The sequence below is a fragment of the Microbulbifer aggregans genome (genome assembly GCF_020524005.1).
In the GTDB taxonomy this organism is placed as follows: domain Bacteria; phylum Pseudomonadota; class Gammaproteobacteria; order Pseudomonadales; family Cellvibrionaceae; genus Microbulbifer; species Microbulbifer aggregans_A.
Genome location: NZ_JAIVKK010000010.1, coordinates 118,207 through 141,154, shown reverse-complemented (window position 1 = coordinate 141,154; position 22,948 = coordinate 118,207). Strand labels below are relative to the sequence as shown.

Here is a 22,948-nt window from a genome sequence, read left to right as displayed (position 1 = left end):
GGCTTATTTTCCGCTGGCCAGAGCGCCATCCGCTTTCACGGGCGGCCTAACTGTTACTGGCAGCTCCCCTTGCGGCAAGGTGCTACTCACAAGGGCACTGGCCAGCGCCCGATAAACGGGGCCGTGCATTTCCCTGTTCACGTCGATAAATGCTTTGTAGTCAAAGCTGGCCAGATGTACATCGGCCACATCCGCAAAACGCGCGGCCTCGTATGGTGAACGCATACTGACAAACACCGTTTTTCCGCCCTGCTCACGCGCTGCCTGCAAGCCCTGCCGGTAGATTCTATAGAGCGTATCCAGAGGCAGCTTTGGTGCAGCCTTGAGGCGGGCCAGATCCTCAACGCCACCAAGCTCAACCGCACTCTCCGCCGGTACAATACTCGCAACAATCAACAGGTCTGCGGCGTGCGCGGATATCGTTTCGATGGCACCCCTGGGATCAAGGACTTCAATTTTCGCCCTCGTCACTTCGGACAGCGCCACTTTGAATGCCGCACCAACCGCCGCGCTCGGCGCCAGCACCTGCACCGTTTGTGTGCTATCGCTGATAATCGGTAATTGACCCGTTAAAGGCTGGAATATGCTGGTGAGTGCAGCAGTGGACAGTTCGCTGGCGAGTACACGGTGCGCAGGTGTCGCCAGCAGCCGACGCGCATCCGCCACCGCGGCTCGCTGATCCTGCTGCATCCATTGGGTACTGACAAACCGTTGCTTCAAATTCAGTACGCGCGCTGTCGATAACTCGATCTCCGGCAACGCAAGTTCACCCTCTAATACCGCCGTCTCCACGCGATCAATGACTCCATCGAGGCGTGTTAAATCTTCCGGAAAACGAATTTTCACCGGCATCAGCGCGATATCGGCACCCGCGGCAAACGTATGAACAACCGCTTCATCGGCAGAAAAGTAATTACTGATACCCGCCATATCCAGCGCATCCGTAACAATGACGCCTTCATAGCCCATTTTCTCACGCAACAGGTCTGTAAGAATCTTGCGCGAAAGCGTTGCCGGTACCACAACGTCCTCTCCTGACTTGGAGAGCATTGTCGAATTGTCCAGTGCGGGGTATTGAATATGGGCCGTCATGGTCAGTGCGGGCCGGGAACGCTCGAAAACCTCGGCAAACGGCAGAAGATCCACCGAGCGTGCAGACTCCAGTGAGCGCTCAACTCTTGGCAGGCCGGTATGACTGTCCACACTGGTATCACCATGTCCGGGAAAATGTTTCACCGTAGCTGCCACGCCCTTACGTTGGAACGCGGTAACGCTGGCTGCACCGAGGTCCGCCACAACCTGTGGCGACTCACTGTAGGAGCGCACATTGATGACCGGGTTATCGGGGTTGCTGTTTACATCCAGTGTCGGTGCGAAATTCACGTTGAAACCAAGCACGCTCAGCTGCTCCGCCATGACCTCCGCCGTAGCGGTCGCAAAGCGCTCACCGTGAACAGCCTGTGTTGCACCAATCGCCATATTGCCAGCAAACGCCGCCGCTTCATCGCGAGGCAGGCGATTGACACGGCCGCCCTCCTGATCCACCCCAATCAACAGCGGTATCCCCGCGCGGGAACTGCTGGCTGCCAGCTGCAAATCACGGTTGAGCTGCACAATCTGCGCACTGCTTTGCAGGTTGTCGGCGAACAGAATAATTCCGCCCACACCGGTACGCCGGATCACGTCCGCCAGAGCCGGGGGCAACTGGGTGACCGCTTGATCGCAATCTCTGATCCCCCAGGTATCCGCAGCGCCACCCTGCGGCCGTTCCGCGTCCGCACAGTAGTAGCGAATATCCAGCATGAGCTTCTGGGCAATCTTCTCGCGCAGACTCAGACTTTCAAGAGCCGGGCGCACAGCAGCCTGTTGTTCCGTAGCATCGGAGCAGCCAGCTGCAGCCATCAGAGCACATAAAGAGAATATTGACGCCAAGAGACAAAGCTGAGATTTCATTTGGTGGCCGATAAATAATTCTTTTGTAGTTGAACGAAGAATAATTTATTCAACAAGAGGGTGGCAAGCTATGGTTGAAGCGGTCAACCAAATAGCTGTACGCGCTCCGTTACGTATCCAAGACTGGTGCTGAACAAAAAAGGCAGCCCGAAGGCTGCCTTTTTACTTTGTTACCGAGCGCTATAGCGCGCCTTCCAAAAACTCGCGAATCGCCAGATCAGTGAAGACATCGTTGTGATTGCCACCAAAGCCCGCAGCAAAATCGAATGTGCCATCCGACAGTGCCATTGCTTTGTTTTCCTGGCCATTTTCTACATTGCGAATATGTAGCGTTTTAATCTGAGCTTCGATTTCTTCTTTCGCATCCTGATCTTCTGCCAGGGTGCGCAATGCGCTCTTTACGCGATCCAGGCTGTATGTCGGCACGAACTTTAGCTCATCAACCGATGAGAAACTCTCCCAGTCAAAAGTTACGTCGAATGCCGTGGCGTAGTGTGAAGACAAGTCAGCTTTGAATTCAGCAACATATTCTTCTTCAATCGTGCGGCGCCATTTCTTTTCTTGCAGTCCCATGTGTACTCCTCCTATGACTCACATTTTGGTATTGCATTACATACGGGCGCGTATTAAACCTATCCAGTTGATTTTATTCAAGAAAACTTATCCGTTGATTTGGTTTTATTCGATTTTTATTAACACTTTACGAGCTTGGCTAGCCCCCTCGATTTTTCGTCTGATTTGTACTGATCAACAGCGTACTTTTCGTTGTTTGATCACCAGTTCAACCTAATACGTAGCGGCACCGTTTGCTCATCCAGCCCACACATCTCTTCGTAGGGCGTTTGCTGCTCCAACCAGATCTCATCGAAGTTACGTACATCCAGCTGCTCCCGTATCTCCTCGAGACAGTGGAATTTGCGTGGACGATGCTGGCGATCGGTCAGGAGCCGAGACCCGTTTTCATCAACCGTCTCAACGAGATAAATTTGTCCTTCCAAGGAGAGTATCTGAAGGTTCATGTTGCCTCCCTCGGCGCTCGGGGCACGCGCCCCCGCCATTACGGTGACGTACCACAACCATAAGGTGGGGACAGATGAAACGGAAAGCTTGCCGGCCAGTGCCAGAGGCAGGCCAATCCGCGAGGACTTTCCAGTCAGATAGTGCTTTGCCTGTCGCTTTGTTATCCTCCCCGGCCTGCCGGCGTGCCCCGCCTCCGGATACCATCCGGCCAATGCCGGCGGCGCAAAAAACGCTAACTACCTGATTCAAAAAAGAATTTTCTACACCATGGTCGCTACTACCACCACCAGCAACACTAAGCAGCCCGAACACACCCCAATGATGCAGCAATACCTGCGCATCAAGGCCGAGCACCGCCAGGAGCTGGTGTTCTACCGCATGGGCGACTTCTATGAGCTGTTCTACGACGACGCCAAGCGCGCCGCGGAGCTGCTGGATGTGACCCTGACCGCCCGCGGCAAGTCCGGCGGGCAGCCAATCCCTATGGCGGGCATCCCCTATCACGCGGCGGAAGGCTACCTGGCGCGGTTGATCAAGGCCGGCGTATCGGTGGCTATTGCCGAGCAGTTCGGTGACCCGGCAACCAGCAAAGGTCCGGTGGAGCGCAAGGTGGTGCGTATCGTCACCCCGGGTACTGTGACCGATGAAGCGCTGCTTAATGAGCGCCGTGATAATTTGCTGGCGGCGACCGTATTGCTGGGTGATCGCTATGGTCTCTCGCTGCTGGACCTGGGCACCGGCCACTTTGCGGTCCAGGAAGTGGATACCCTGGAAGCTCTGGCCGAGCAGATCCAGCGCTTCAGCCCTACCGAGCTGCTGACCCCGGAAGACCTGGACCTGCCCGCGGAAATCGCGCGCCGCCCCGGTCTGCGTCGCCGCGCGCCCTGGGAGTTCGAGCTGGAAAGTGCCCTGCGCCTGCTCAACCGTCAGTTCGGCACCATGGATCTCGAGGCCTTCGGCTGCAGCCATATGCACGCGGCCCTGTGTGCCGCCGGTTGCCTGCTGCAGTACGCCCGCGATACCCAGCGCACCGAGCTGCCGCATATCCGCACCCTGCGCACCGAGCGCAGCGAAGACACCGTGGCTCTGGATCCCGCCAGCCGCCGCAACCTGGAAATCGACCTGAACCTGAACGGCGGCGACGACAACACCCTGCTGTCGGTATTCGATGCCTGTAAAACCGCAATGGGCAGCCGCTTGCTGCGCCGCTGGCTGAACAACCCGCTGCGCACCCTCGACACCCTGCAGCAGCGCCAGCAGGCGATCGGTGCGCTGATTGACGATTACCGATTTGAGCCACTGCGCGAAGCACTCAAGCCCATTGGCGATATGGAGCGGATTCTCGGCCGCCTGGCGCTGCGCTCCGCGCGCCCGCGGGACCTCTCCCGCCTCGGTCTGTCGCTGGCGCAGTTCCCGGAGCTGCAGCGCCAGCTGGCGGAAACCGACGCCCGCCGCTTGCAGCAGCTCGGCCGCGAGATCGGCGAGTGGCCACAAACCGTGGAACTGCTGCAACGCGCCCTGGTGGAAAACCCGCCGGTAGTGATCCGCGATGGCGGCGTGATTGCCGAGGGCTACGACGACGAACTGGACGAGCTGCGCGGCATCAGCGAGAACGCCGGCGATTATCTGGTACAGCTGGAACAGCGCGAAAAAGAGCGCACCGGCATCCCGACCCTGAAGGTCGGCTACAACCGGGTGCACGGTTACTTTATCGAGATCAGCCGCGGCCAGAGTGACAAGGCGCCGGTGGACTACATCCGCCGCCAGACCCTGAAAAACGCCGAACGCTTTATCACCCCGGAACTGAAAGAGTTCGAAGACAAGGCACTCTCGGCCAAAAGCCGCGCGCTGGCACGGGAAAAATTCCTGTATGAGGAGCTGATCAATACCCTCAACGAACACCTGGCAGAACTGCAGACAGCCGCGGCCGCGGTTTCCGAGCTGGATGTCCTGGCCAACATGGCCGAGCGCGCCGACCAGCTGCGCCTGGTGCAACCGGAGCTTTCCACCACCCCCGGCATTCACGTGGAAGGTGGCCGCCACCCGGTGGTTGAGCAGGTACTGGACGCGCCGTTTGTCGCCAACGATATCGAGCTTCACGACAGCCGTCGCATGCTGGTGATCACCGGCCCGAATATGGGCGGTAAGTCCACGTATATGCGCCAGACTGCGCTGATTGCGCTGCTGGCCCACTGCGGCAGCTACGTACCCGCCGACAGCGCCCGCATCGGCCTGCTGGACCGCATCTTTACCCGTATCGGCAGCGCCGACGATCTCGCCGGCGGCCGCTCCACTTTTATGGTGGAAATGACCGAGACCGCGAACATCCTGCGCAACGCCAGCGAACACAGCCTGATCCTGATGGACGAGATCGGTCGCGGCACCAGCACCTACGACGGCCTGTCATTGGCCTGGGCCTGCGCCCACTACCTGGCCAATAAGGTGCGTGCTTTCACCCTGTTCGCCACCCACTATTTCGAACTGACCGAGCTGCCGGGCGAATGTGGCGACGCGGCCAATATCCACCTGAATGCCACCGAGCACGGCGACTCCATCGTGTTCCTGCACCGTATCCAGGAAGGTCCTGCGTCCAAGAGCTATGGCCTGCAGGTAGCCAAGCTTGCCGGTATACCCGCCGATGTACTGAACGAAGCCCGCGAGCGGCTGGCGGCGCTGGAAGCCGGCCACACCACCCGGGATTCGGGACCGGGCCCGGTTGCAAAACCGGAGCCGGCACAAGTACCTGAAGTTGAGCCGGTGGTGCAACCAGAGCCGCAAACCAAGCCTCAGCCCGCCTCCCTGGCAAAGCCGCAAGCAGCCGCGCCAGCCCAGGTAGACCTGTTTGGCAGTGCCCCACACCCGGCGGTGGAAGCACTGGAATCACTGGATCCAGACGACCTGACCCCGCGCCAGGCCCTGGAACAGCTCTATGCGCTGCGCAAATTGTTATAAGCACCCAACCAATTCGACTCAAAAGCCACTACAATTCGCGCCAGTTATTGATAAAATCCGCAGCTTTCCAACGCGGGTCCATAACGGACCGGCAATAAGCAAGAAAGCCGCGGTAGCATCGAGGGACAAGCATGACATTCGTAATTGGGGAAAACTGCATCAAGTGCAAATACACCGACTGTGTGGAAGTTTGCCCGGTAGACTGCTTCTATGAAGGCCCCAACTTTCTGGTAATCCACCCGGACGAGTGTATCGACTGCGCCCTGTGCGAGCCCGAGTGCCCGGCCAATGCGATCTTCTCCGAAGACGAGGTTCCAGAAGATCAGCAGGAATACATTGAGCTGAACGCCGAACTGGCAGACGTGTGGCCAAACATCACGGAAAAGAAAGACCCATTGCCCGATGCCGAGGAGTGGGATGGCGTTAAAGGCAAGCTGGAGCACCTTGAGCGCTGATTTGCCAACGTTTATAAAAAAGCCGTCTTTTACAAGACGGCTTTTTTGTTTGTGTCCGTTTCCTTCCGAAACCAATAAATCCGGAAGTGCTGACCGCCCTTCACTCCCTGAATAGCAGTAGCCCGACAAAAACCATGAGTATGAAGTCCCTTCGCGTCCTGTTACGCCAGACCATGGCAATCGCCCTTCTCGCCCTTCCACTGGAAAGCTTTGGCGAGGATCGCCGTGTTGCACTGGCCATTGGTGACCGCACTCAGTCCGGCACAGAAGAAGACCTTCTGCATGCCCTGCAGCGCCTCAGAATCAAAGCCTCGCTGATACCAAGTCCCGCCGATGCCGACAGCCGCGTGCACTTCCTGCCAGCCCCCCACACACATTCACGCAACAGCCTGATCGAGTTGGCCCCAGCAACGGCTCGCCATGAGCTCGCGAGTGCCGCCTATATTCTGCACAAACTGGGCAGCAAGGACTCGCTCACTTTCGAGCCCTCCAGCCACAACCCCTCGGAGTTACAGGAAATAGCCAATTACGTGGCCGACAATGTGTTTCCCGGAGCTGTTCTCATGGTCCATCCCAAGCACGGCGAGCAACAGCAGCTGCTCGATGCGCTACCACTGATCAGCGAGCAACTGCGCGCAAAGGGATACGATTTCGTTCCGCTGTCGGAACTGTTGCCGGCTCAGGATAGGTCCTCTTAGCACAGCGGGTGGTGCCCATTTGCCGGACAAAGTCGTCCTACCCCACGCCCAGCCCACACCCGACCCACTCCCCAATCTGCCACGCAGGAGCGGAACGGTATTCACCTCGATTGCCAGAAAAAGTGGTGATGGGCCTCAGAGTTCGTTATCAATGAGATCGATTGGCTAACCTGAATGGTTATTGAGGTTGCCCATCTTGTGCCGGCAAACCGCCGGTAGTCCCTTGCCACAACAGGAGTATTGCCATGTTGCGCTGGGCTATTATCTGTCTGGTCATTGCGCTCGTTGCGGCCTTTTTTGGCTTCAGTGGCGTAGCTTCCACAGCGACGGAAATATCCAAGATACTGTTCTTTGTATTCCTGGTTCTATTCGTAATCGCACTGATCTTCGGTCGTCGTAAACCGCCCCGCTGACGATTCAGACAATAAAAAAGGCCGCTTCAGGCGGCCTTTTTTATTGTGGTCTGCGAGTACTCGCTAGCAACAGGCTTCACAGCCCCATGAGATCGGACGCCTTGTTCAGGCCGCTGACCATGCCGGCTACCGCCAGTGCCTCAAGAATTTCCGCATCCGTCGCACCCCGCTCCCGAGCCAGCTTGATCAGCCGCTCACCGTGGTCATGCGGTGCCAGAATTGCATGGCGGGCCACTTCCAACAGCGCGTGATCTTTGGGGTTGTAATGCGCGTGATCCGGGTTGGTGCGGATACGCAGTACTTCCTTTGGATCAACCCCGTATTTTTCCAGGTGTGCGCTGTGAAGCACGATACCCGAGTCACACCGGTTATCGGCGGACACCATCAGCGCAATCCCCTCTTTCAATTGCGGGGAAAGATGTCCAATCAGCATCAGTTTGCTGTACTGAGACCACATCAATTCCAGCAATGGTGTGTCATTGGCGTACGCTCGAAATATATCGGGGATCTCGCCCAACTGCGTGCGTATATCATCAAAAACTGCGTGTACCCGCTCATCAGGGGCCTGTTCGTTCAGGGGAATCCAACTCACCTTATACCTCCTCGCGAATTCCAGGTACCGCCCTCGTCAGTGGATAGCGTAACTGGCATCGGCCCTGGGGATTTCGCCAACCCGAAACACTGGATATAATTCCAGCATGCGAAAAATCATTCACTGTGACTGCGACTGCTTCTACGCCTCGGTAGAAATGCGCGATGACCCCGAATTACGGGGCAAACCCGTTGCTGTGGGCGGTGCCAGTGATCGCCGTGGAGTCATTTCCACCTGCAACTATGAAGCCCGCAGTTTTGGTGTTCGCTCGGCAATGCCAACGTCGCAAGCGCTGAAACTCTGCCCTGACTTGATTGTAGTACCGGGCAACATGAAAAAATATCGGGAAGTCAGCGCCCAGATACGCAACATATTCCTCGAATTCACCGACCTTATAGAACCACTATCTCTGGACGAAGCCTATCTCGACGTCACAGACAGCCATCACTGCAACGGCAGTGCAACACTGATCGCTACGGAGATACGTCGCAAAGTAGTGGAAACGCTGGGTATCACGATTTCTGCCGGGGTCGCGCCGAACAAGTTTCTGGCCAAGATCGCCAGTGACTGGCAAAAGCCCGACGGACTCACCGTAATCAACCCGGCCGCCGTTGAAGAATTTGTGCAGCGCTTACCAGTAGCGAAAATCCACGGTGTCGGCCGTGTCACCGCAGAAAAGATGCACCGCAAAGGCATCCGCAATTGCAGTGATTTACGGCGCTACTCCCTGGTTGAGCTGGTTCAGATGTACGGAAAGTTTGGCAATCGCCTGTATCAATTGTGCCGGGGCATAGACGAACGCCCGGTCAATGGCGACGGCGCGCGCAAGAGTGTCAGTGTGGAGCACACCTTCAGCAGCGACCTGTGCAAGTTTGAAGAGTGGCAGGAAGAAATGACAGGGCTTTATGGTCGGCTCTGGGAACGTATCGAAAACCTCGGCGATCGCTATGAAATCAGTGGCGCCGTGGTCAAGGTCAAGTACGCCGACTTCACCATGACCACTCAGGAGAGAACCAGTCGCGCCGCGCGTATCAGCGAGTTCAAACAGCTGTTGCAACAATGTTGGGATAAGCGCAGCGAACCGGTTCGCCTGCTGGGTGTGGGAGTGAAACTCAAGGATTTACGTGCCGAGTTGGGCCCGGAGCAATTGCCGCTACCCTTCCGCCGCGGACTCGCTTCCCACACCTGAACTCCCGCGGGCTGGCGACGGTTTCCGTGCATTTTTTGACCAGCCAGTTTTCGGATAATATGTTTTTTGGCGCCAGCCGGAGCGCAATTTATCACTGCATCGCAAGCGCCCACCCATCCCCCTCTTTACCTCCGGCTATACTCCCAACACGGTCTCGAAGTACTTTTCGATCAAAAAATATGAAGCGTGTTATACCCAGTGCATTTGTCGGCTGGTTTCTCAATTACGCCCGCAAGCTGAAGCACCCCCAGTTGTTCAAGTGGATCAGCCTGATTTTTTTGGTCGACCTGTTTATTCCCGACCTGGTGCCATTTGTAGATGAAGTCCTGCTCGGGCTCGCCACACTATTTCTGGCATCCTGGAGAAAAAGTCGTAAACCCGAGCCTGATGAAAAGAAGGTAAAAGGTCAAACCGTCCGCTCGGACGACTTAACCGCAACAGAGACACCGGAAGCGGATCCCCAGAGACAAGAAGTACACAACACAAAATCCCAGAACGAACACGGCAAACACTGAGTCAGAGAGTAGTTTTCGCTCGGCAGTCATAAGAAGCGAAATAAAGTAATACGGACGAATTGCTCGCAGCCCCTGCAGTACCCAAGGCTGAAACATCCGCTACCGGCCCCTGATCATCGGGCCGGCCGCGAGTGCGCATTCGAGTAACAGGACAATGGGAGCCACAAGCCAAGGAGGCAAATCCCATGTTTGCGGACAAGTTGTGCAGTCTCAGCGACGAAGCTCTACTTACCCACTATCACAGCACGCGTGAATTCAAGGCGTTCAAGCTTATTTACCTGCGCCACAAAGATCGCCTGTATCGGTATTGCATTCAGATAAGCCGTAGGAACTGTGCCAGTGTGCTGGAACAGCTGTGGTCCAACCTGCTGGAGAGACCGCCCAAATTGGGCGGACGACAGCTGCGTAACTGGCTTTATATTCAAGCCAACCGACTGCTGCAAAGCGGAACCTGCTCTGCCACCGGAGAAGAAGATCGCCGTACGGCAAGCGCGGATGATTTGGCTAAAGACGCCCTGAGCACTGGCGACCCCAGCCGCGCCCGCTTTTTGAATGCTCTTCAGAAACTCCCGCGTGTGCAACGTAATGTTTTCCTGCTACACGTGGAGTGCGGTCTGTCGCTGGGCCTCATTGCCGATATCGAGCGCCTGCCCTTGAAGACTTGCGCGGCACACTATCGACAGTCGCGGGAATCGCTGGCCACATTCATCAACGGCCAGCCCCGCCGGGCCTGGAAAAGCGAACGCACGCGGAAAATGGAACTCGCAGCTGAGCTTGAGAAGAGTACACAGCGGAAAGCCGCTGAGCCGAAAAACGCAGACAGCCTTGCAGACGAAGTCAGCAACGGCAATAGCGTCAAGGGAATAGAGGTACCAGCAATATGAACAGCAACCAGATGGCAGCCGGAAGCGTAGCCTGGGAAAAGGAGTACCTGTCCGCAGTGGACGGCATCTCAGCACCCGGGGAGCTGGATGAAAAAATATTTGCCCAGGCTCGGAAGTACAAACCAGTCAAGCGGGAAAACCGCATGCTGTCTAAAGCAGCATCAGGATTTAGCGCGGTGGCCATTGCCGTTGTATTACTGCACCCGGCACAGTACCTGGGCGCTCTCACGCCAGAATACCGCAGTCCTGATAAGGAGGTATCGGATCCCAGGATTAGATTTCGGCCTAAAGCACTGGAAGCGCAAAAAAAAGCGGATCAATGGTTCAACTTACGCAGCGAAGTAGAGGCCGGCAACTATGTTTCCCTGTGCCACCAATGGCGGCAGGAAAAACGCGCGGGAACAGAAGAAACATTACCGTCTGACCTCGCAGCCAAGGCGCGGCAACACTGTCGAATTCTTCCTAACAAGCCTTGAAATCAAAGGTCGATGTAGCCCCAACCAGCCGCCCTGACGCCTATCAGCTACCCCATCGGCAGACTCTATCCCGCCGATGGGGCCTGCCGCTTAGAACGCGGAAACACCCCCATCAATCGCCAGAGCCTGGCCAGTGAGATAACTGAGCGCTGGCGAACACAACATCACCATCGCACTGACAACCTCTTCCGGCTGTCCAAGCCGCTTCATCGGACAGCCCGACGCAAACAGTGCGTGCATCTGCTCCACCGAGGCACCTTCCGGCGCTTCGATTTCGGTAACCATTGGGGTCAGTGTGTAAAACGGGCACACAGCGTTCACACGGACATTGTGACGGGCATATTCAACCGCAGCGGTACGGGTCAAACCGATCACTGAGTGCTTGGCTGCCGCGTAGGCCGACGCTTTCGGTGCACCGCCAATGCCGGCCATCGAGCTGACATTCAGGATGATGCCCTGTTTCTGCGCGCGCATCTGTTTCAGCTGGTGTTTCAGGCCGAAGAACACGCCCTTTCCGTTTACGGCCTGCTGGCGGTCGAATGTTGCCTCATCCACGTCTTCCAGATATTGGACCGGTGGTGCCAGGCCCGCATTGTTGACCGCGATATCCAGACGCCCAAAATGCTCGACCGCCAGTGCAACCAGCCCTGCACACACAGCTTCTGAAACCACATCACCGGCTTGTGCGACAACGGGAATACCGGCATCCGTCAGTTCCTGTACCACCGGATCAAGACCAGCCTCATTGATATCCCCCAGCACCAGGCTGGCACCACGGCTACCAAGTTCTTTAGCGAGTAGTGCACCAAAGCCGCTGGCGGCACCAGTAATTAGCGCCACCTTGCCGGTAAAATCCAGCAGCGGATCACGATGGAGTTGCGCCATGGTTTACAGCCCTCCGCACGCCGTGAGGCCGCCATCCACTACGACACATTCACCGTTGGTATAACTGCCCGCATCGGAAACCAGGTACAGCACGGTTCCGGCCATTTCCTCCGGTTCTGCATGGCGGTGCATGGGAATGTGGCCGATGGCTGTATTGTAGATTTCCTCGTGCGAGAACAGCGCGCCGGCAAATTTGGTCTTGGTCAGGCCCGGCAACAGCGCATTTACGCGGATGTTGAACTGGGCACACTCCTTGGCAAACGCCTTGGTCATATTGACCACCGCTGCCTTGGTGATGGAATAAATTCCCTGCCCCACACCCGGTTGCAGTGCATTGATGGAAGCCGTATTTACGATACAACCGCCACCGCATTCACGCATCAACTTGCCCGCTTCCACAGACATAAAGAAGTAACCGCGAATATTGACCGCTACGGTCTTCTCGAAGGCACCCAGGTCAGTATCTAGAATGTGACCAAAATAGGGATTGGTCGCCGCATTATTTACCAGAATATCCAGGCGTCCATAGCGCTCACGGATATGCGTAAATACTTTTTCGATATCTTCCATATTGCCGATATGACAAGGTACGGCTTCGGCCTTGCCACCAGCGGTATTGATCGCATCAGCCACCGCCTGACAGCCTTCGATTTTGCGGCTGGACACCAGTACATGCGCGCCCTGTTCGGCAAGTAACTTGGCAATGGCTTCGCCGATACCGCGGCTCGCCCCGGTTACCAGGGCTATTTTTCCGGTCAGGTCAAAAAGGTTCGTCGCCATGGGTTCTGCTCCTGAAATTATTCTGCGGTTTCAAAGTTTGCTCTGAGAGATGGAGTATCAACTCTCTTTTTCGATGACATCCAAGGCCAGCTTTGCCAGCGGATCGACAAATGCACCCAGCTTTGCCGCGCTGCTACTCGACGCATTGCCGTCCTGGGCGCGCTTGGCTACGCCCTGAATAATCGCGGCGAGGCGGAAGAAGCTGAAGGCCAGATAGAAAGCCCAGTTGTCGATCCCAGGGATCCCCATACGCTCACAGTAGCGCGCCACATATTCACGCTCCGATGGTATGCCCAGCGACGCGCGATCCACGCCCATCAGGCCGGAGATATTGCCGCTGTTGGCCGGCATGCGCAGCTGCATACACTGGTAGGCGAGATCCGCAAATGGATGGCCCAGAGTGGAAAGCTCCCAGTCCAAAACCGCAATGGCGCGGCTCTCGGTCGGGTGAAACACGATGTTATCCAGGCGGTAGTCCCCGTGCACCAGTGCCACCCGGCCATCGTCCGCCGGCAGGTTGCCGCCGAGCCAGGCAATCAACTGATCCATTGCGGGGATGGTGTTCAATTCGGAAGCGCGGTACTGACCTTCCCAGCGCTGGAACTGACGCTCGAAGTAATTGCCAGGACGGCCATAGTCCGAGAGGCCAGCGGCATCGATATCAATACTGTGCAGGGCCGCGAGCACCCGGTTCATTTCTTCGTAAAAGGCCTTGCGCTGGGTATTGTCCAGTTCCGGCAGCGCCGCATCCCAGAATATCCGGCCCTCACAATATTCCATCAGGTAGAACATAGAACCGATCACCTGTGGGTCTTCACACAGGTGCAGCACTTTCGGCACCGGCACCGCGGAATCCTGCAATGCACGCATCACGCGGAATTCACGATCCACCGCATGGGCAGACTTCAACAATTTGCCCGGCGGCTGGCGGCGCAGTACAAAAGTGCCGGCACCGGTCTCCAGCTTGAATGTGGGGTTAGACTGGCCACCGGTAAATTTTTCCGCTTTGATCGGGCCGCGAAACTGTGGCAATGCATCGCCGAGATACTTTTCCAGCGCGGACATATCGAGCTGCTCTACCGCCTGATTCTTTTTGGTCACGGCGATGTCCCCGGTTTCGGTCGAGTTCATCAAGCGTCTCCTTTGGCTGCGGCAAAGTCGGACGCCAGATTGCGCCCGAGTTGCATCATGTGCACCTGATCCGGTCCATCGGCGAGGCGGATGGTACGCGCATAAGCGTAACCGCGAGCCAGCACCAGGTCCTGACTCAGGCCGGCCGCGCCGTGAATCTGGATCGCACGATCGATGACATTGCAGGCCATTTGCGGAGCGACGATCTTGATCATCGCAATCAGGTCCCGCGCGCCTTTATTACCCACACGATCCATCTGGTCTGCCGCTTTCAGGGTAAGCAGGCGCGCCTGTTCGATTTCACACGCCGAACGCGCGATGTCTTCCCGCACCGAACCCTGTTTGCTCATGGGGCGACCGAAGACCACACGCTGCTCGGCGCGCACCGCCATCTCTTCCAGCGCGCGCTGGGCCTGCCCGATCAAACGCATGCAGTGGTGAATACGACCCGGGCCAAGTCGTCCCTGGGCGATTTCGAATCCGCGTCCCTCGCCCAAAATCAGGTTTTCCGCCGGTACCCGCACATTGTCGAATACGATTTCCGCGTGCCCCTCCGGCGCATCGTCATAACCGAATACGGTCATCGGGCGGATAATGTTCACACCAGGGGTATTCACCGGTACCAGAATCTGAGACTGCTGCTGGTGGCGGCTAGGGTTATCGGGATCGGTTTTACCCATTACGATCAGGATTTCACAGCGCCGATTGAGGGCACCACTGATATAAAACTTGTGGCCGTTGATAACGTACTCGTCGCCATCGCGCACGATAGAGGTTTCGATATTGGTGGCATCACTCGAGGCCACTTTGGGTTCGGTCATGGCGAACGCGGAACGGATCTTTCCATCCAGCAGCGGCTGCAACCAGCGTTGCTGTTGTGCGGGCGAGCCGTATTGCGCGAGCACCTCCATATTCCCGGTATCCGGTGCGCTGCAATTGAAAATCTCCGAGGCAAACAGCACCCGCCCCATTTCTTCAGCCAGCGGTGCGTATTCCAGGTTTGTCAGGCCCGCGCCAAATTCGCTGCCCGGCATAAACAGGTTCCATAAACCCTGCTCCCGCGCGCGGGCTTTCAACTCTTCCATAATCGCCGGCTCACCCCAGCGGTCTTCCTGCAACTGCTCGAAGTACAGGTCTTCCGCGGGGTATACATACGCCGCCATAAATTCCTGCAGGCGTGTGCGCAGTGTCTGTACTTTTTCCGAATATTCAAAAATCATGCTCGGTTTCTCGTTGTGGTTTCGTTGAAGCAGATCAGCTGTAGGTAATACATTCACGCCGTGCGTGGTGTTCCAGGTGTGGCACATGATTGAAGCTGTGCAGGCTGATACCACTGCTTCCGGCAAAGAAATGACTGATCGCGGTATTTTTTATCTGCATATTGAGTTGGGGCACGCTGGAGGCCGGCGCCCCGAGGATCTGGCGAACCATCATCGCAATGGCGCCACCGGAACTGACCACCAGGGTACGGCTGCCGCTGGCCGCTGCTGCAATTACCCCGAGGACCTCTTCGATCCGCTGTTCGAACTGCTGCCAGGATTCCTTGGGCTGGATTTCGCCGACGGACCAGGCGTGCATCGCCTGCTTCAGGAAGCGGTAGTAGTCCGCACGCGTGGCACCTTCTCCCGGTGAGGCCAGCGGGTTCTTTTCCGCATAGGCGGCCATTACCCGCTGAAAGTCGAACTCATTCAGCTGCGGAAAAATTTCCACCCGCTCTGCGCCAACTTCAAGCCCCTCGCAGATTCCACGCGCGGTTTCCCGGTGACGCTGAAGGTCGCCACATACGATACGGTCAAAGGCCTGCCCATCCGCCGCCCAGTGCTCCCCCAGCCAGCGCGCCTGCTGCCAGCCAAGCTCGGAAAGCTGGTCGTAGTTGTCGCTTCCAAAAGACGCCTGCCCATGGCGTACCACGTGAATTTCCGGCATTGCTCTCCCCTGTCTTTATTCAGAATTCTGTTCACTTGAACTCGTCTATGGGCGAAGGCGGCGATACCGGGTGCGGTCTTGTGAGACCTTCTGCGACATGGATGTCGCGGAAGAGCCCCCAAGGATGGGTTAAGGGGGGGCGCCTAGCCCGTGTCTCACAAGACCGCACCCGGTAGCGACGCCGCCACAGTACTGCTTAAACGCCCATGTTCTGGCTCGCTAAGCATTGGATCTCGAACAACTCACTCACCAATATTCTGGCGAACAAAACTACCCAGTTCGCATAGATCATCGAAGTTTATTATGTAAATATCCCAACATTCACACTGGTGATGATGGAGCAACAAGGTGCAATTGCAGCAGATCGACATGAATCTCTTCCCGGTGCTGGATGCAATCTATGCCACGCGTAACCTCACCCGCGCTGCGGAGCGCCTGCATATCACCCAGCCCGCGGTCAGCAACGCCCTGGCCCGCCTGCGCCGCTCGCTGGACGACCCGCTGTTTATCCGCACCCCCAACGGCATGAGCCCCACTCCACTCACCGAGAGCATCATGCCGCGGGTGCAACAGGCGCTGGCACTCCTCGGCAGCAGCATCGCCGAACAGCACACCTTCGATCCCGCCAGCGCGCAGAAAACCCTGCGTATGTCCATGAACGACATGGCGGAAACCCTGCTGCTGCCGCGGCTGCTGGAACACCTTCAGCAAGCGGCACCCGGTATCGGGATCGAGTCCTACTACGTGCCCCGCGACCAGCTGGTAAAGGAGCTGGCGGCCAACAGCCTGGATTTTGGCCTCGATATCCCGATGGTCTCTGCCACCCAGCTGCAACAACAGCGCCTGGTCGCAGATCGCTATCAGGTCATGCTGCGGCCGGATCATCCCCTGGCCGGGCAACGCAGCCTGACACTCGAACAATACCTGGCACTGGAGCACATCCACGTTTCCAGCCGTCGCAGCGGCCCCGGCATCGCGGATATTGCGCTCAACAAGCTGGGGCGACGACGCAAGGTGAAACTACGTGTACAGCACTACCGCGTGGCGCCGATGGTGGTGCAGAAAACCGACCTGGCGCTAACTATTCCCGCCAGCCTGGCCCGCCAGCATTCGGCCAAGCTGTTCGAGCTCCCGTTCCAAATCCCGCAAATGGACTGGCACCTGCTGTGGCACCGCAGCCAGGACGACGACGGCGCAAACCGATGGCTGCGGGAGCAGATCATCGCGCTGTTCACCTGAGCCCCCACCAGCACTCCTGACTGGCTAGCCGGTACTGGTCACGCAACCCGCACAACCGTCAGAAGAAACGGTCGAATCCGTCAGTGCCGGCGGCATCGCTCCCTGTTATCCTCCGCGCAACCTATGCAACTTATTGCATATAACTTTTTGCACTTAGCAAACCGAACATCGATGCCGCAGCGCGCTAAAAAGAGAATGACCGATATGTCACAGACTTACCCGCACCTGCTCGCCCCCCTGGACCTGGGCTTCACCACCCTGAAGAACCGCGTTCTCATGGGCTCCATGCACACCAACCTGGAAGAACATGCCGGTGGATTCACCCGCCTCGCTACGTTCTATGCCGAGCGCGCCCGCGGCGGTGTGGGCCTGATCGTCACTGGCGGTATCGCCCCGAATGAAGAAGGTGGTGTATTCCAGGGCTCAGCCAAGATGAGCACCCCGGAAGAAGCCCTGCACCACCGTGAAATTACCGACGCGGTACACGCCGAAGGTGGCAAGATCTGTATGCAGATCCTTCACGCTGGCCGCTACGCCTATAACCCTGCTCTGGTTGCGCCATCCGCGATTCAGGCGCCGATCAACCCGTTCACACCGAAAGAACTGAGCGACGACGAAGTTGAGCAGCAGATCGAAGACTATGTACGCTGCGCAACCCTGGCCCGCGAAGCCGGCTACGACGGCGTGGAAGTGATGGGCTCCGAGGGTTATTTCATTAACCAGTTCATCGTCAAGCGCACCAACAAGCGTACCGACCGCTGGGGTGGCGATTTTGAAAACCGCACCCGCCTGCCGCTGGAAATCGTACGCCGCATCCGCGAAGCCGTTGGCGAAGACTTCATCATCATCTACCGCCTCTCCATGCTCGACCTGGTGGAAGACGGCAGTGATTTCGACGAAGTTGTCGCGCTGGGCCAGGCCATCGAAAAAGCCGGTGCCAACATCATCAACACTGGTATCGGCTGGCACGAAGCCCGCGTACCCACCATTGCCACCAGCGTGCCCCGCGCCGCGTTCAGTGAAATCACCGCGAAGGTGAAACAGCACCTCAGCGTGCCGGTCATCACCAGTAACCGTATCAACATGCCGCAGGTGGGCGAAGACGTTCTGGCCGCTGGCCACGCGGATATGATTTCCATGGCGCGGCCGTTCCTCGCGGATGCAGATTTCGTCAACAAGGCGGCGGAAAACCGCGCCGACGAGATCAACACCTGTATCGGTTGCAACCAGGCATGCCTGGACCACACCTTCGAGATGAAGCTCACCTCCTGCCTGGTCAACCCGCGCGCCTGCCACGAGACCGAACTGAATTACCTGCCGGTGGAGAGTGCGAAAAATATCGCTGTCGTCGGTGCCGGCCCTGCCGGCCTCGCCGCGTCTACCGTTGCGGCAGAGCGCGGCCACAAGGTCACCCTGTTTGAAGCCGGCCATCGCGTTGGCGGCCAGTTCAATATCGCCAAGCAGATCCCGGGCAAAGCAGAGTTCGAGGAAACCCTGCGTTACTTCAAGCGCAAACTGGAACTGACCGGCGTTGAAGTGAAACTCAACACCCGCGCCACCGCAGAAGATCTGCAGGCCTTTGATGAAGTGATCATTGCCACCGGTATCGAGCCGCGCACGCCGCCGATCGAAGGTATCGAACACGCCAAAGTACTGAGCTACCTGGACGTGCTGAGAGACAAGAAACCGGTCGGTGAAAAGGTTGCCATCATCGGTGCCGGCGGTATTGGTTTCGACGTCGCCGAATACCTGACCCACCACGAAGAACCGGCCAGTGAACTGATTGCCAGCAGCAAGGAAGAGTTTTTCGACGAGTGGGGCGTGGATATCGAACTGGAAAACCGCGCGGGCCTGAAATCCCAGGCGCCGGTTACCAGCCCACGCCAGGTTTACCTGCTACAGCGCAAGGCTTCCAAAGTCGGCGCTGGCCTCGGCAAAACTACCGGCTGGATCCACCGCAGCAGCCTCAAGCACCGCAAAGTACTGAGCCTGGCGGGTGTCAGCTATGAAAAAGTCGACGACCGCGGCCTGCACATCCGCGTAGGTGACGAGTCTCAGGTTCTCGATGTGGACAATATCGTGGTCTGTGCTGGCCAGGAGCCCATGCGTGCGCTGCACGACGAGCTGCAACAGCGCGGCGTTTCCAGCCATCTTATTGGCGGTGCCTTTGAAGCCGCCGAGCTGGATGCCAAGCGCGCCATCAACCAGGGCTCCCGCCTCGCCGCCGAACTCTGATCCGGCCTGAAAGACGGTCCCCAAAGGCGCCCGAGGATTCCTCGGGCGCCTTTTTTATTGCGCAGTATTAAATTCCGTTCATCAACCTGTCGCCTGATCCGCGGTGACCTCTGTTTACACTCCTATACTTAAAACCGCGGAATTTAGCGGCCGGCAACTGAAAATACCGGGTGTGAAGCAGTTTCCGTTACACCGGCGTCGCCAGTGATACGGCAATTGCGAAGCCTCTATTCACACCGGAACGCCGAAAATAAACCCGGTTTTCTGAAGTGGCAGTATGTCCCTATCTGAGTTGTTGTCGCGCGCGCGCCCGCTTGTAGAGCAGGAACTCGCAAACCTCTCCCCACCCTACACCCTGTTTCTTTCCGCCTGCGATGGCGCCGAGCGCGCACGGGTCACCCATGTCACCGCAGCGGATTTTCCCCGGCTCTGGCTACGGTTGGCGATACAAGCGAGAAAAACCCTGGCCGCGACGCACCTTAGAGCGCGCTGGTTGCGCATCGACTGGGTGACCGGGGCAGATCCCATGACCTGGCAGCAGCTCAGGCAGCGCTTCAGGAATACCAAACGCGGCTATTTTCGCTATGGCCTGGCACTTGATGCCGAACACAAGGTTGCCTTCCTCGAACAGGAGCTGAATGCCAATGCGATGCTCTATGGCGGAAACAAAATCCCCCATGTGGTACTGAATGAATCCAGGTTTCGCGCCTATACCGAGCGTCGCTTCGGCAAAAAGGCCACGCTGGATTTTTCTGACAACAGCCCGGTATCGATACTCAGTACGCGGGGACTGTATCTGGACCGGCAAACACCGCCGCAATTTCTTTACGGACCCGGTCGCGATGCCGGCCGGCGCATTGTTGATGACCTCGATGAGCCGCTGGTTTACCAGCTGATTGGCGCCAGCAGTGGCTATCTCTCCACCCAGGTCAGTGCCAGCGGCCGCTTCGAATACGGCTGGCACTGCTGTTTTGACCGCGCCATTGGTACCTACAACAACCTGCGGCACGCCAGCTCTACCTACGCCATGACCGAGGCCTGGGAGGTCACCGGCGACGATGGGTTGCACACGGCCATAGAGCGTGCGCTCAAATACCTGACAGAAAAACTGATAAAAACCGTACGCCTACCCTCCGGGGAAGATGCCGCATTTCTGGTTGAAAGCAATGGTGAAATCAAACTCGGCGGCAATGCCGTATGCCTGCTGGCGCTGGTGAAATACAGCGAAATTACCGGCAACAAGCAGTTTGATCCTCTACTGGAAAAGCTGGCTCTGGGTATCCGCCATATGCAGGATCCAGACTCCGGGAAGTTTGTGCACGTGTTGCAGTACCCGCAACTGTCGGTCAAGGATGCATTCCGGATCATCTACTACGACGGTGAAGCCGCCTTCGGCCTGATGCGGCTCTACGGGCTGACCCGGGACCCGCGCTGGCTGGCCATGGTGGAGAGCGCCTTCGATTATTTCATTGCCAATGAACACTGGCGGGCCAACGATCACTGGCTCAGCTACTGCGTGAACGAACTGACGCTCTACCGCCCGGAGGCACGCTACTACGAATTCGGCATTCAGAATGTAAGCGGTCATCTCGATTTCATTATCGAGCGCATAACCACCTTCCCCACACTCCTGGAACTGATGATGGCGGCGGAGCGTATGGTCAGCCGCCTGCGCGAGGACGCACAGTTTTCCCCGCTGCTACAGCAGCTGGACCTGCACAAGTTTTACCGCGCGCTGCACACGCGCGCAATGTACCTGCTGAACGGTTTTTACTGGCCGGAATACGCCATGTACTTTAAGAACCCAGGCAAAATTCTCGGCAGCTTTTTTATTCGTCATCACGCCTTCCGTGTACGTATCGACGATGTAGAGCATTACCTTTCCGGCTTTGTCGCTTTCCGAAAATACCTGCTACAGGGTGGTTGCCCCGCAGAGTTTTCGCCGGAAAAACAAACCGCCTCACACGCTGTAACCCTGGAGGATCAGCTTCCCACTCTCGCCTGGGGTGGCGATGTCAATCTCGCGCGACGACAACACTACCGCACTGAAGAACTCGGGGAGGAAGAAGTACTCGGGCGCATTCCCGCTTTGAATTCCGCGGACTTGAGCGTAATCAATCTGGAATGTGTCGTCGCCACAAGTGGCGAGCAAGGTATCGAAAAGGGGGAGGAATCACCCTTCTATTACCGCGCCCGACCGGAAATGCTCAAGCTGCTTTGCCGCGCAGGTGTCGATGTGGTGACGACTGCCAACAATCACAGCGGTGACTACGGTGCCCAGGCACTGCTCGAACAGGGATTCTGGCTCGACGGACTCGGGCTCGGGCACACCGGTTCCGGGGTCAACGTAGACGCCGCGTTCAAGCCTGTGGTCAGGGCTGCCGGCGACCTGAACGTGGCCATTTTCTCCATCGATGCCACCCAAAAGCACTTTGCGGCAAAGGACAGGCTGCCGGGCAATGCCTACCTATCACTCAATAGCCCAGACGCCTGGACCATGGCACTTGAACAACGGATCAGCGATAGTCGCAAACAGGCCCATGTGGTCGTAGTAGCGGTGCACTGGGGCAACAACCTGCAACAGCGTCCGGGTAAGGCTGAGATGGAAGTGGGCCATCGAATCATCAATGCTGGTGCCGACGCGGTACTCGGTACCAGTGCGCACAGATTGCAGGGCATTGAAGTCTATCGCGAGCGACCAATTATTCATGATGCCGGGAACCTGCTGTTCGACAGCCCGAGCAATACGCTGCAAGAGAGTGGTATTTTCCGGCTTTCGCTCAGTCAGCGCGGCGTGGAGCAGGTACACTTCTGCCCTGTCGGGGTTGGTTTCGGGTATTGCCGCCAGTTCACCGGAAGCGCAGCGCGCGAAGTGTCAGTTCGCTTTTCCAACCTCTGTAGTGACATGGGTACGTCACTGCAATTGATGAACGACGGCAGCGCAATACTCGGCCTGCAACCACCAGAGCGCGAACACAAACACCTGGCAGCCGCTTGTACCACCCGTTATAAAACTTCGAGACTCGAGAATCTACAACGGCCCATGCACCCCAACTGGTTTGTCAACGAGGTTCCGGCCAGCGCACAAATCACACCGCTTCAACGAGGCCCCCTGACATTGTTGGGCATTCAAGTTTCACCACAACACATTGACCGGCGTCAGACCCTGTGGGTTGAAACCTTCTGGGCCATTGACGCACCGGTGGATGAAAACCTGCGCCTGGATATTCGGGCAGTCCCCGTGCAGGAAACGTCCGGTTCTTGCTGGGGAGAGTCCATGGATCACGATCCCTGCGACTGGCAAATGCCCACCAGTCGCTGGCAACCCGGAATCATCTACCGAGATTTTTACGGCCTGCGTTCCCCCGCCCTCAAGCGGTTAAAAAATGGCGAGCTGCGCCTGGAAATTGGACTCATTGGCGGGAGTACGCCGGTCCCGCCAGAGCCGGTACTGAATACACGTATTGCCGTGCAGATTCCCGGTCTTGGCGATGCAGACGATACCGATACGCCCGCGACGGTAGTAAACAATTCCACACTGTAAGTGAACGCTGTAATTGAAGGCAGGTACCCGGACAAATCCGGGTACCCAAGAGGAAACAATG

The 22,948-nt window shown here is 57.4% G+C and carries 20 protein-coding genes; 11 read left to right on the top strand and 9 right to left on the bottom strand.

Going from position 1 to position 22,948, the window contains the following annotated elements:
• Positions 1 to 3 precede the first annotated feature (3 nt).
• The 3 genes from LC093_RS17015 to LC093_RS17005 all read right to left on the bottom strand — a co-directional run bounded on the left by LC093_RS17015 (position 4) and on the right by LC093_RS17005 (position 2,972).
• Positions 4 to 1,902: a glycoside hydrolase family 3 N-terminal domain-containing protein gene (locus LC093_RS17015; RefSeq protein ID WP_226667684.1), complete on the bottom strand. Its 1,899-nt coding sequence runs from the start codon at positions 1,900 to 1,902 to the stop codon at positions 4 to 6.
• A gap of 231 nt (positions 1,903 to 2,133) precedes the next feature.
• A complete protein-coding gene (locus LC093_RS17010) occupies positions 2,134 to 2,526 on the bottom strand; it encodes a hypothetical protein (protein WP_226667683.1) in 393 nt (130 codons plus the stop codon).
• 200 nt (positions 2,527 to 2,726) lie between these two features.
• Complete coding sequence (locus LC093_RS17005; RefSeq protein ID WP_226667681.1) at positions 2,727 to 2,972, bottom strand: DUF6482 family protein; 246 nt, start codon at positions 2,970 to 2,972, stop codon at positions 2,727 to 2,729.
• 268 nt (positions 2,973 to 3,240) lie between these two features.
• Here LC093_RS17005 and mutS point away from each other — a divergent pair, with 268 nt between their 5' ends.
• From mutS to LC093_RS16985, 4 genes are all read left to right on the top strand, one after another.
• The gene (gene mutS / locus LC093_RS17000) at positions 3,241 to 5,925 is read left to right on the top strand and encodes a DNA mismatch repair protein MutS (RefSeq protein WP_226667679.1); all 2,685 of its coding nucleotides are present in this window, start codon (positions 3,241 to 3,243) and stop codon (positions 5,923 to 5,925) included.
• Positions 5,926 to 6,056: 131 nt separating this feature from the next.
• The gene (gene fdxA, locus LC093_RS16995) at positions 6,057 to 6,380 is read left to right on the top strand and encodes a ferredoxin FdxA (protein ID WP_226667677.1); all 324 of its coding nucleotides are present in this window, start codon (positions 6,057 to 6,059) and stop codon (positions 6,378 to 6,380) included.
• 134 nt (positions 6,381 to 6,514) lie between these two features.
• Positions 6,515 to 7,078, top strand: coding sequence for a hypothetical protein (locus tag LC093_RS16990; protein WP_226667675.1), 564 nt, complete (start codon positions 6,515 to 6,517; stop codon positions 7,076 to 7,078).
• 245 nt (positions 7,079 to 7,323) lie between these two features.
• Entirely contained in the window at positions 7,324 to 7,491 is a 168-nt protein-coding gene (locus LC093_RS16985; protein WP_226667673.1) for a DUF1328 domain-containing protein, read from the top strand.
• Between the two features lie 76 nt (positions 7,492 to 7,567).
• Here the strand turns inward: LC093_RS16985 and LC093_RS16980 are convergent, their stop codons facing one another.
• On the bottom strand, positions 7,568 to 8,083 hold the full coding sequence (locus LC093_RS16980; RefSeq protein ID WP_226667671.1) for a carboxymuconolactone decarboxylase family protein: 516 nt from the start codon (positions 8,081 to 8,083) through the stop codon (positions 7,568 to 7,570).
• 106 nt (positions 8,084 to 8,189) lie between these two features.
• Here LC093_RS16980 and dinB point away from each other — a divergent pair, with 106 nt between their 5' ends.
• The 4 genes from dinB to LC093_RS16960 all read left to right on the top strand — a co-directional run bounded on the left by dinB (position 8,190) and on the right by LC093_RS16960 (position 11,147).
• On the top strand, positions 8,190 to 9,272 hold the full coding sequence (dinB, locus tag LC093_RS16975) for a DNA polymerase IV (RefSeq protein WP_226667669.1): 1,083 nt from the start codon (positions 8,190 to 8,192) through the stop codon (positions 9,270 to 9,272).
• A 179-nt stretch (positions 9,273 to 9,451) separates the two neighbouring features.
• Positions 9,452 to 9,787 (top strand): DUF6116 family protein, encoded by a 336-nt coding sequence (locus tag LC093_RS16970; protein WP_226667667.1) that lies wholly within the window; start codon positions 9,452 to 9,454, stop codon positions 9,785 to 9,787.
• Between the two features lie 185 nt (positions 9,788 to 9,972).
• The gene (locus tag LC093_RS16965; protein ID WP_226667666.1) at positions 9,973 to 10,671 is read left to right on the top strand and encodes a sigma factor-like helix-turn-helix DNA-binding protein; all 699 of its coding nucleotides are present in this window, start codon (positions 9,973 to 9,975) and stop codon (positions 10,669 to 10,671) included.
• Positions 10,668 to 11,147 (top strand): hypothetical protein, encoded by a 480-nt coding sequence (locus LC093_RS16960; RefSeq protein ID WP_226667664.1) that lies wholly within the window; start codon positions 10,668 to 10,670, stop codon positions 11,145 to 11,147. The genes LC093_RS16965 and LC093_RS16960 overlap by 4 nt, the downstream gene beginning before the upstream one ends.
• 90 nt (positions 11,148 to 11,237) lie before the next feature.
• On the opposite strand, the gene LC093_RS16955 is transcribed toward LC093_RS16960, so the two are convergent.
• From LC093_RS16955 to LC093_RS16935, 5 genes are read right to left on the bottom strand one after another with little or no spacing between them, the layout of a single operon-like run.
• On the bottom strand, positions 11,238 to 12,032 hold the full coding sequence (locus LC093_RS16955; RefSeq protein WP_226667662.1) for an SDR family NAD(P)-dependent oxidoreductase: 795 nt from the start codon (positions 12,030 to 12,032) through the stop codon (positions 11,238 to 11,240).
• Between the two features lie 3 nt (positions 12,033 to 12,035).
• Positions 12,036 to 12,812: an SDR family oxidoreductase gene (locus LC093_RS16950; RefSeq protein ID WP_226667660.1), complete on the bottom strand. Its 777-nt coding sequence runs from the start codon at positions 12,810 to 12,812 to the stop codon at positions 12,036 to 12,038.
• 57 nt (positions 12,813 to 12,869) lie between these two features.
• Positions 12,870 to 13,943, bottom strand: a complete 1,074-nt coding sequence (locus LC093_RS16945) for a phosphotransferase (RefSeq protein WP_413231512.1) — start codon at positions 13,941 to 13,943, stop codon at positions 12,870 to 12,872.
• A complete protein-coding gene (locus LC093_RS16940) occupies positions 13,943 to 15,163 on the bottom strand; it encodes an acyl-CoA dehydrogenase family protein (RefSeq protein WP_226667658.1) in 1,221 nt (406 codons plus the stop codon). Before LC093_RS16940 ends, LC093_RS16945 begins: the two co-directional genes overlap by 1 nt.
• 34 nt (positions 15,164 to 15,197) lie before the next feature.
• The gene (locus LC093_RS16935; RefSeq protein ID WP_226667656.1) at positions 15,198 to 15,869 is read right to left on the bottom strand and encodes a histidine phosphatase family protein; all 672 of its coding nucleotides are present in this window, start codon (positions 15,867 to 15,869) and stop codon (positions 15,198 to 15,200) included.
• Between the two features lie 348 nt (positions 15,870 to 16,217).
• On the opposite strand from LC093_RS16935, the gene LC093_RS16930 reads away from it, so the two are divergent.
• The 3 genes from LC093_RS16930 to LC093_RS16920 all read left to right on the top strand — a co-directional run bounded on the left by LC093_RS16930 (position 16,218) and on the right by LC093_RS16920 (position 22,887).
• On the top strand, positions 16,218 to 17,108 hold the full coding sequence (locus tag LC093_RS16930) for a LysR family transcriptional regulator (RefSeq protein ID WP_226667653.1): 891 nt from the start codon (positions 16,218 to 16,220) through the stop codon (positions 17,106 to 17,108).
• A 204-nt stretch (positions 17,109 to 17,312) separates the two neighbouring features.
• Positions 17,313 to 19,343: an NADPH-dependent 2,4-dienoyl-CoA reductase gene (locus tag LC093_RS16925; RefSeq protein WP_226667652.1), complete on the top strand. Its 2,031-nt coding sequence runs from the start codon at positions 17,313 to 17,315 to the stop codon at positions 19,341 to 19,343.
• Between the two features lie 277 nt (positions 19,344 to 19,620).
• Positions 19,621 to 22,887, top strand: a complete 3,267-nt coding sequence (locus LC093_RS16920; RefSeq protein WP_226667651.1) for a CapA family protein — start codon at positions 19,621 to 19,623, stop codon at positions 22,885 to 22,887.
• The last annotated feature ends 61 nt before the right edge of the window (positions 22,888 to 22,948 follow it).

Excerpts from the sequence above, each read along its gene's own strand:
- LC093_RS17015 (WP_226667684.1), bottom strand. The coding sequence starts at position 1,902 with ATGGCTGCAGCTGGCTGCTCCGATGCTACGGAACAACAGGCTGCTGTG.
- fdxA (WP_226667677.1), top strand. The coding sequence starts at position 6,057 with ATGACATTCGTAATTGGGGAAAACTGCATCAAGTGCAAATACACCGAC.
- LC093_RS16985 (WP_226667673.1), top strand. The coding sequence starts at position 7,324 with ATGTTGCGCTGGGCTATTATCTGTCTGGTCATTGCGCTCGTTGCGGCC.
- LC093_RS16965 (WP_226667666.1), top strand. The coding sequence starts at position 9,973 with ATGTTTGCGGACAAGTTGTGCAGTCTCAGCGACGAAGCTCTACTTACC.
- LC093_RS16950 (WP_226667660.1), bottom strand. The coding sequence starts at position 12,812 with ATGGCGACGAACCTTTTTGACCTGACCGGAAAAATAGCCCTGGTAACC.
- LC093_RS16990 (WP_226667675.1), top strand. The coding sequence starts at position 6,515 with ATGAGTATGAAGTCCCTTCGCGTCCTGTTACGCCAGACCATGGCAATC.
- LC093_RS16925 (WP_226667652.1), top strand. The coding sequence starts at position 17,313 with ATGTCACAGACTTACCCGCACCTGCTCGCCCCCCTGGACCTGGGCTTC.
- LC093_RS17010 (WP_226667683.1), bottom strand. The coding sequence starts at position 2,526 with ATGGGACTGCAAGAAAAGAAATGGCGCCGCACGATTGAAGAAGAATAT.
- mutS (WP_226667679.1), top strand. The coding sequence starts at position 3,241 with ATGGTCGCTACTACCACCACCAGCAACACTAAGCAGCCCGAACACACC.
- dinB (WP_226667669.1), top strand. The coding sequence starts at position 8,190 with ATGCGAAAAATCATTCACTGTGACTGCGACTGCTTCTACGCCTCGGTA.
- LC093_RS17005 (WP_226667681.1), bottom strand. The coding sequence starts at position 2,972 with ATGAACCTTCAGATACTCTCCTTGGAAGGACAAATTTATCTCGTTGAG.
- LC093_RS16940 (WP_226667658.1), bottom strand. The coding sequence starts at position 15,163 with ATGATTTTTGAATATTCGGAAAAAGTACAGACACTGCGCACACGCCTG.
- LC093_RS16960 (WP_226667664.1), top strand. The coding sequence starts at position 10,668 with ATGAACAGCAACCAGATGGCAGCCGGAAGCGTAGCCTGGGAAAAGGAG.
- LC093_RS16970 (WP_226667667.1), top strand. The coding sequence starts at position 9,452 with ATGAAGCGTGTTATACCCAGTGCATTTGTCGGCTGGTTTCTCAATTAC.
- LC093_RS16955 (WP_226667662.1), bottom strand. The coding sequence starts at position 12,032 with ATGGCGCAACTCCATCGTGATCCGCTGCTGGATTTTACCGGCAAGGTG.
- LC093_RS16945 (WP_413231512.1), bottom strand. The coding sequence starts at position 13,943 with ATGAACTCGACCGAAACCGGGGACATCGCCGTGACCAAAAAGAATCAG.
- LC093_RS16920 (WP_226667651.1), top strand. The coding sequence starts at position 19,621 with ATGTCCCTATCTGAGTTGTTGTCGCGCGCGCGCCCGCTTGTAGAGCAG.
- LC093_RS16935 (WP_226667656.1), bottom strand. The coding sequence starts at position 15,869 with ATGCCGGAAATTCACGTGGTACGCCATGGGCAGGCGTCTTTTGGAAGC.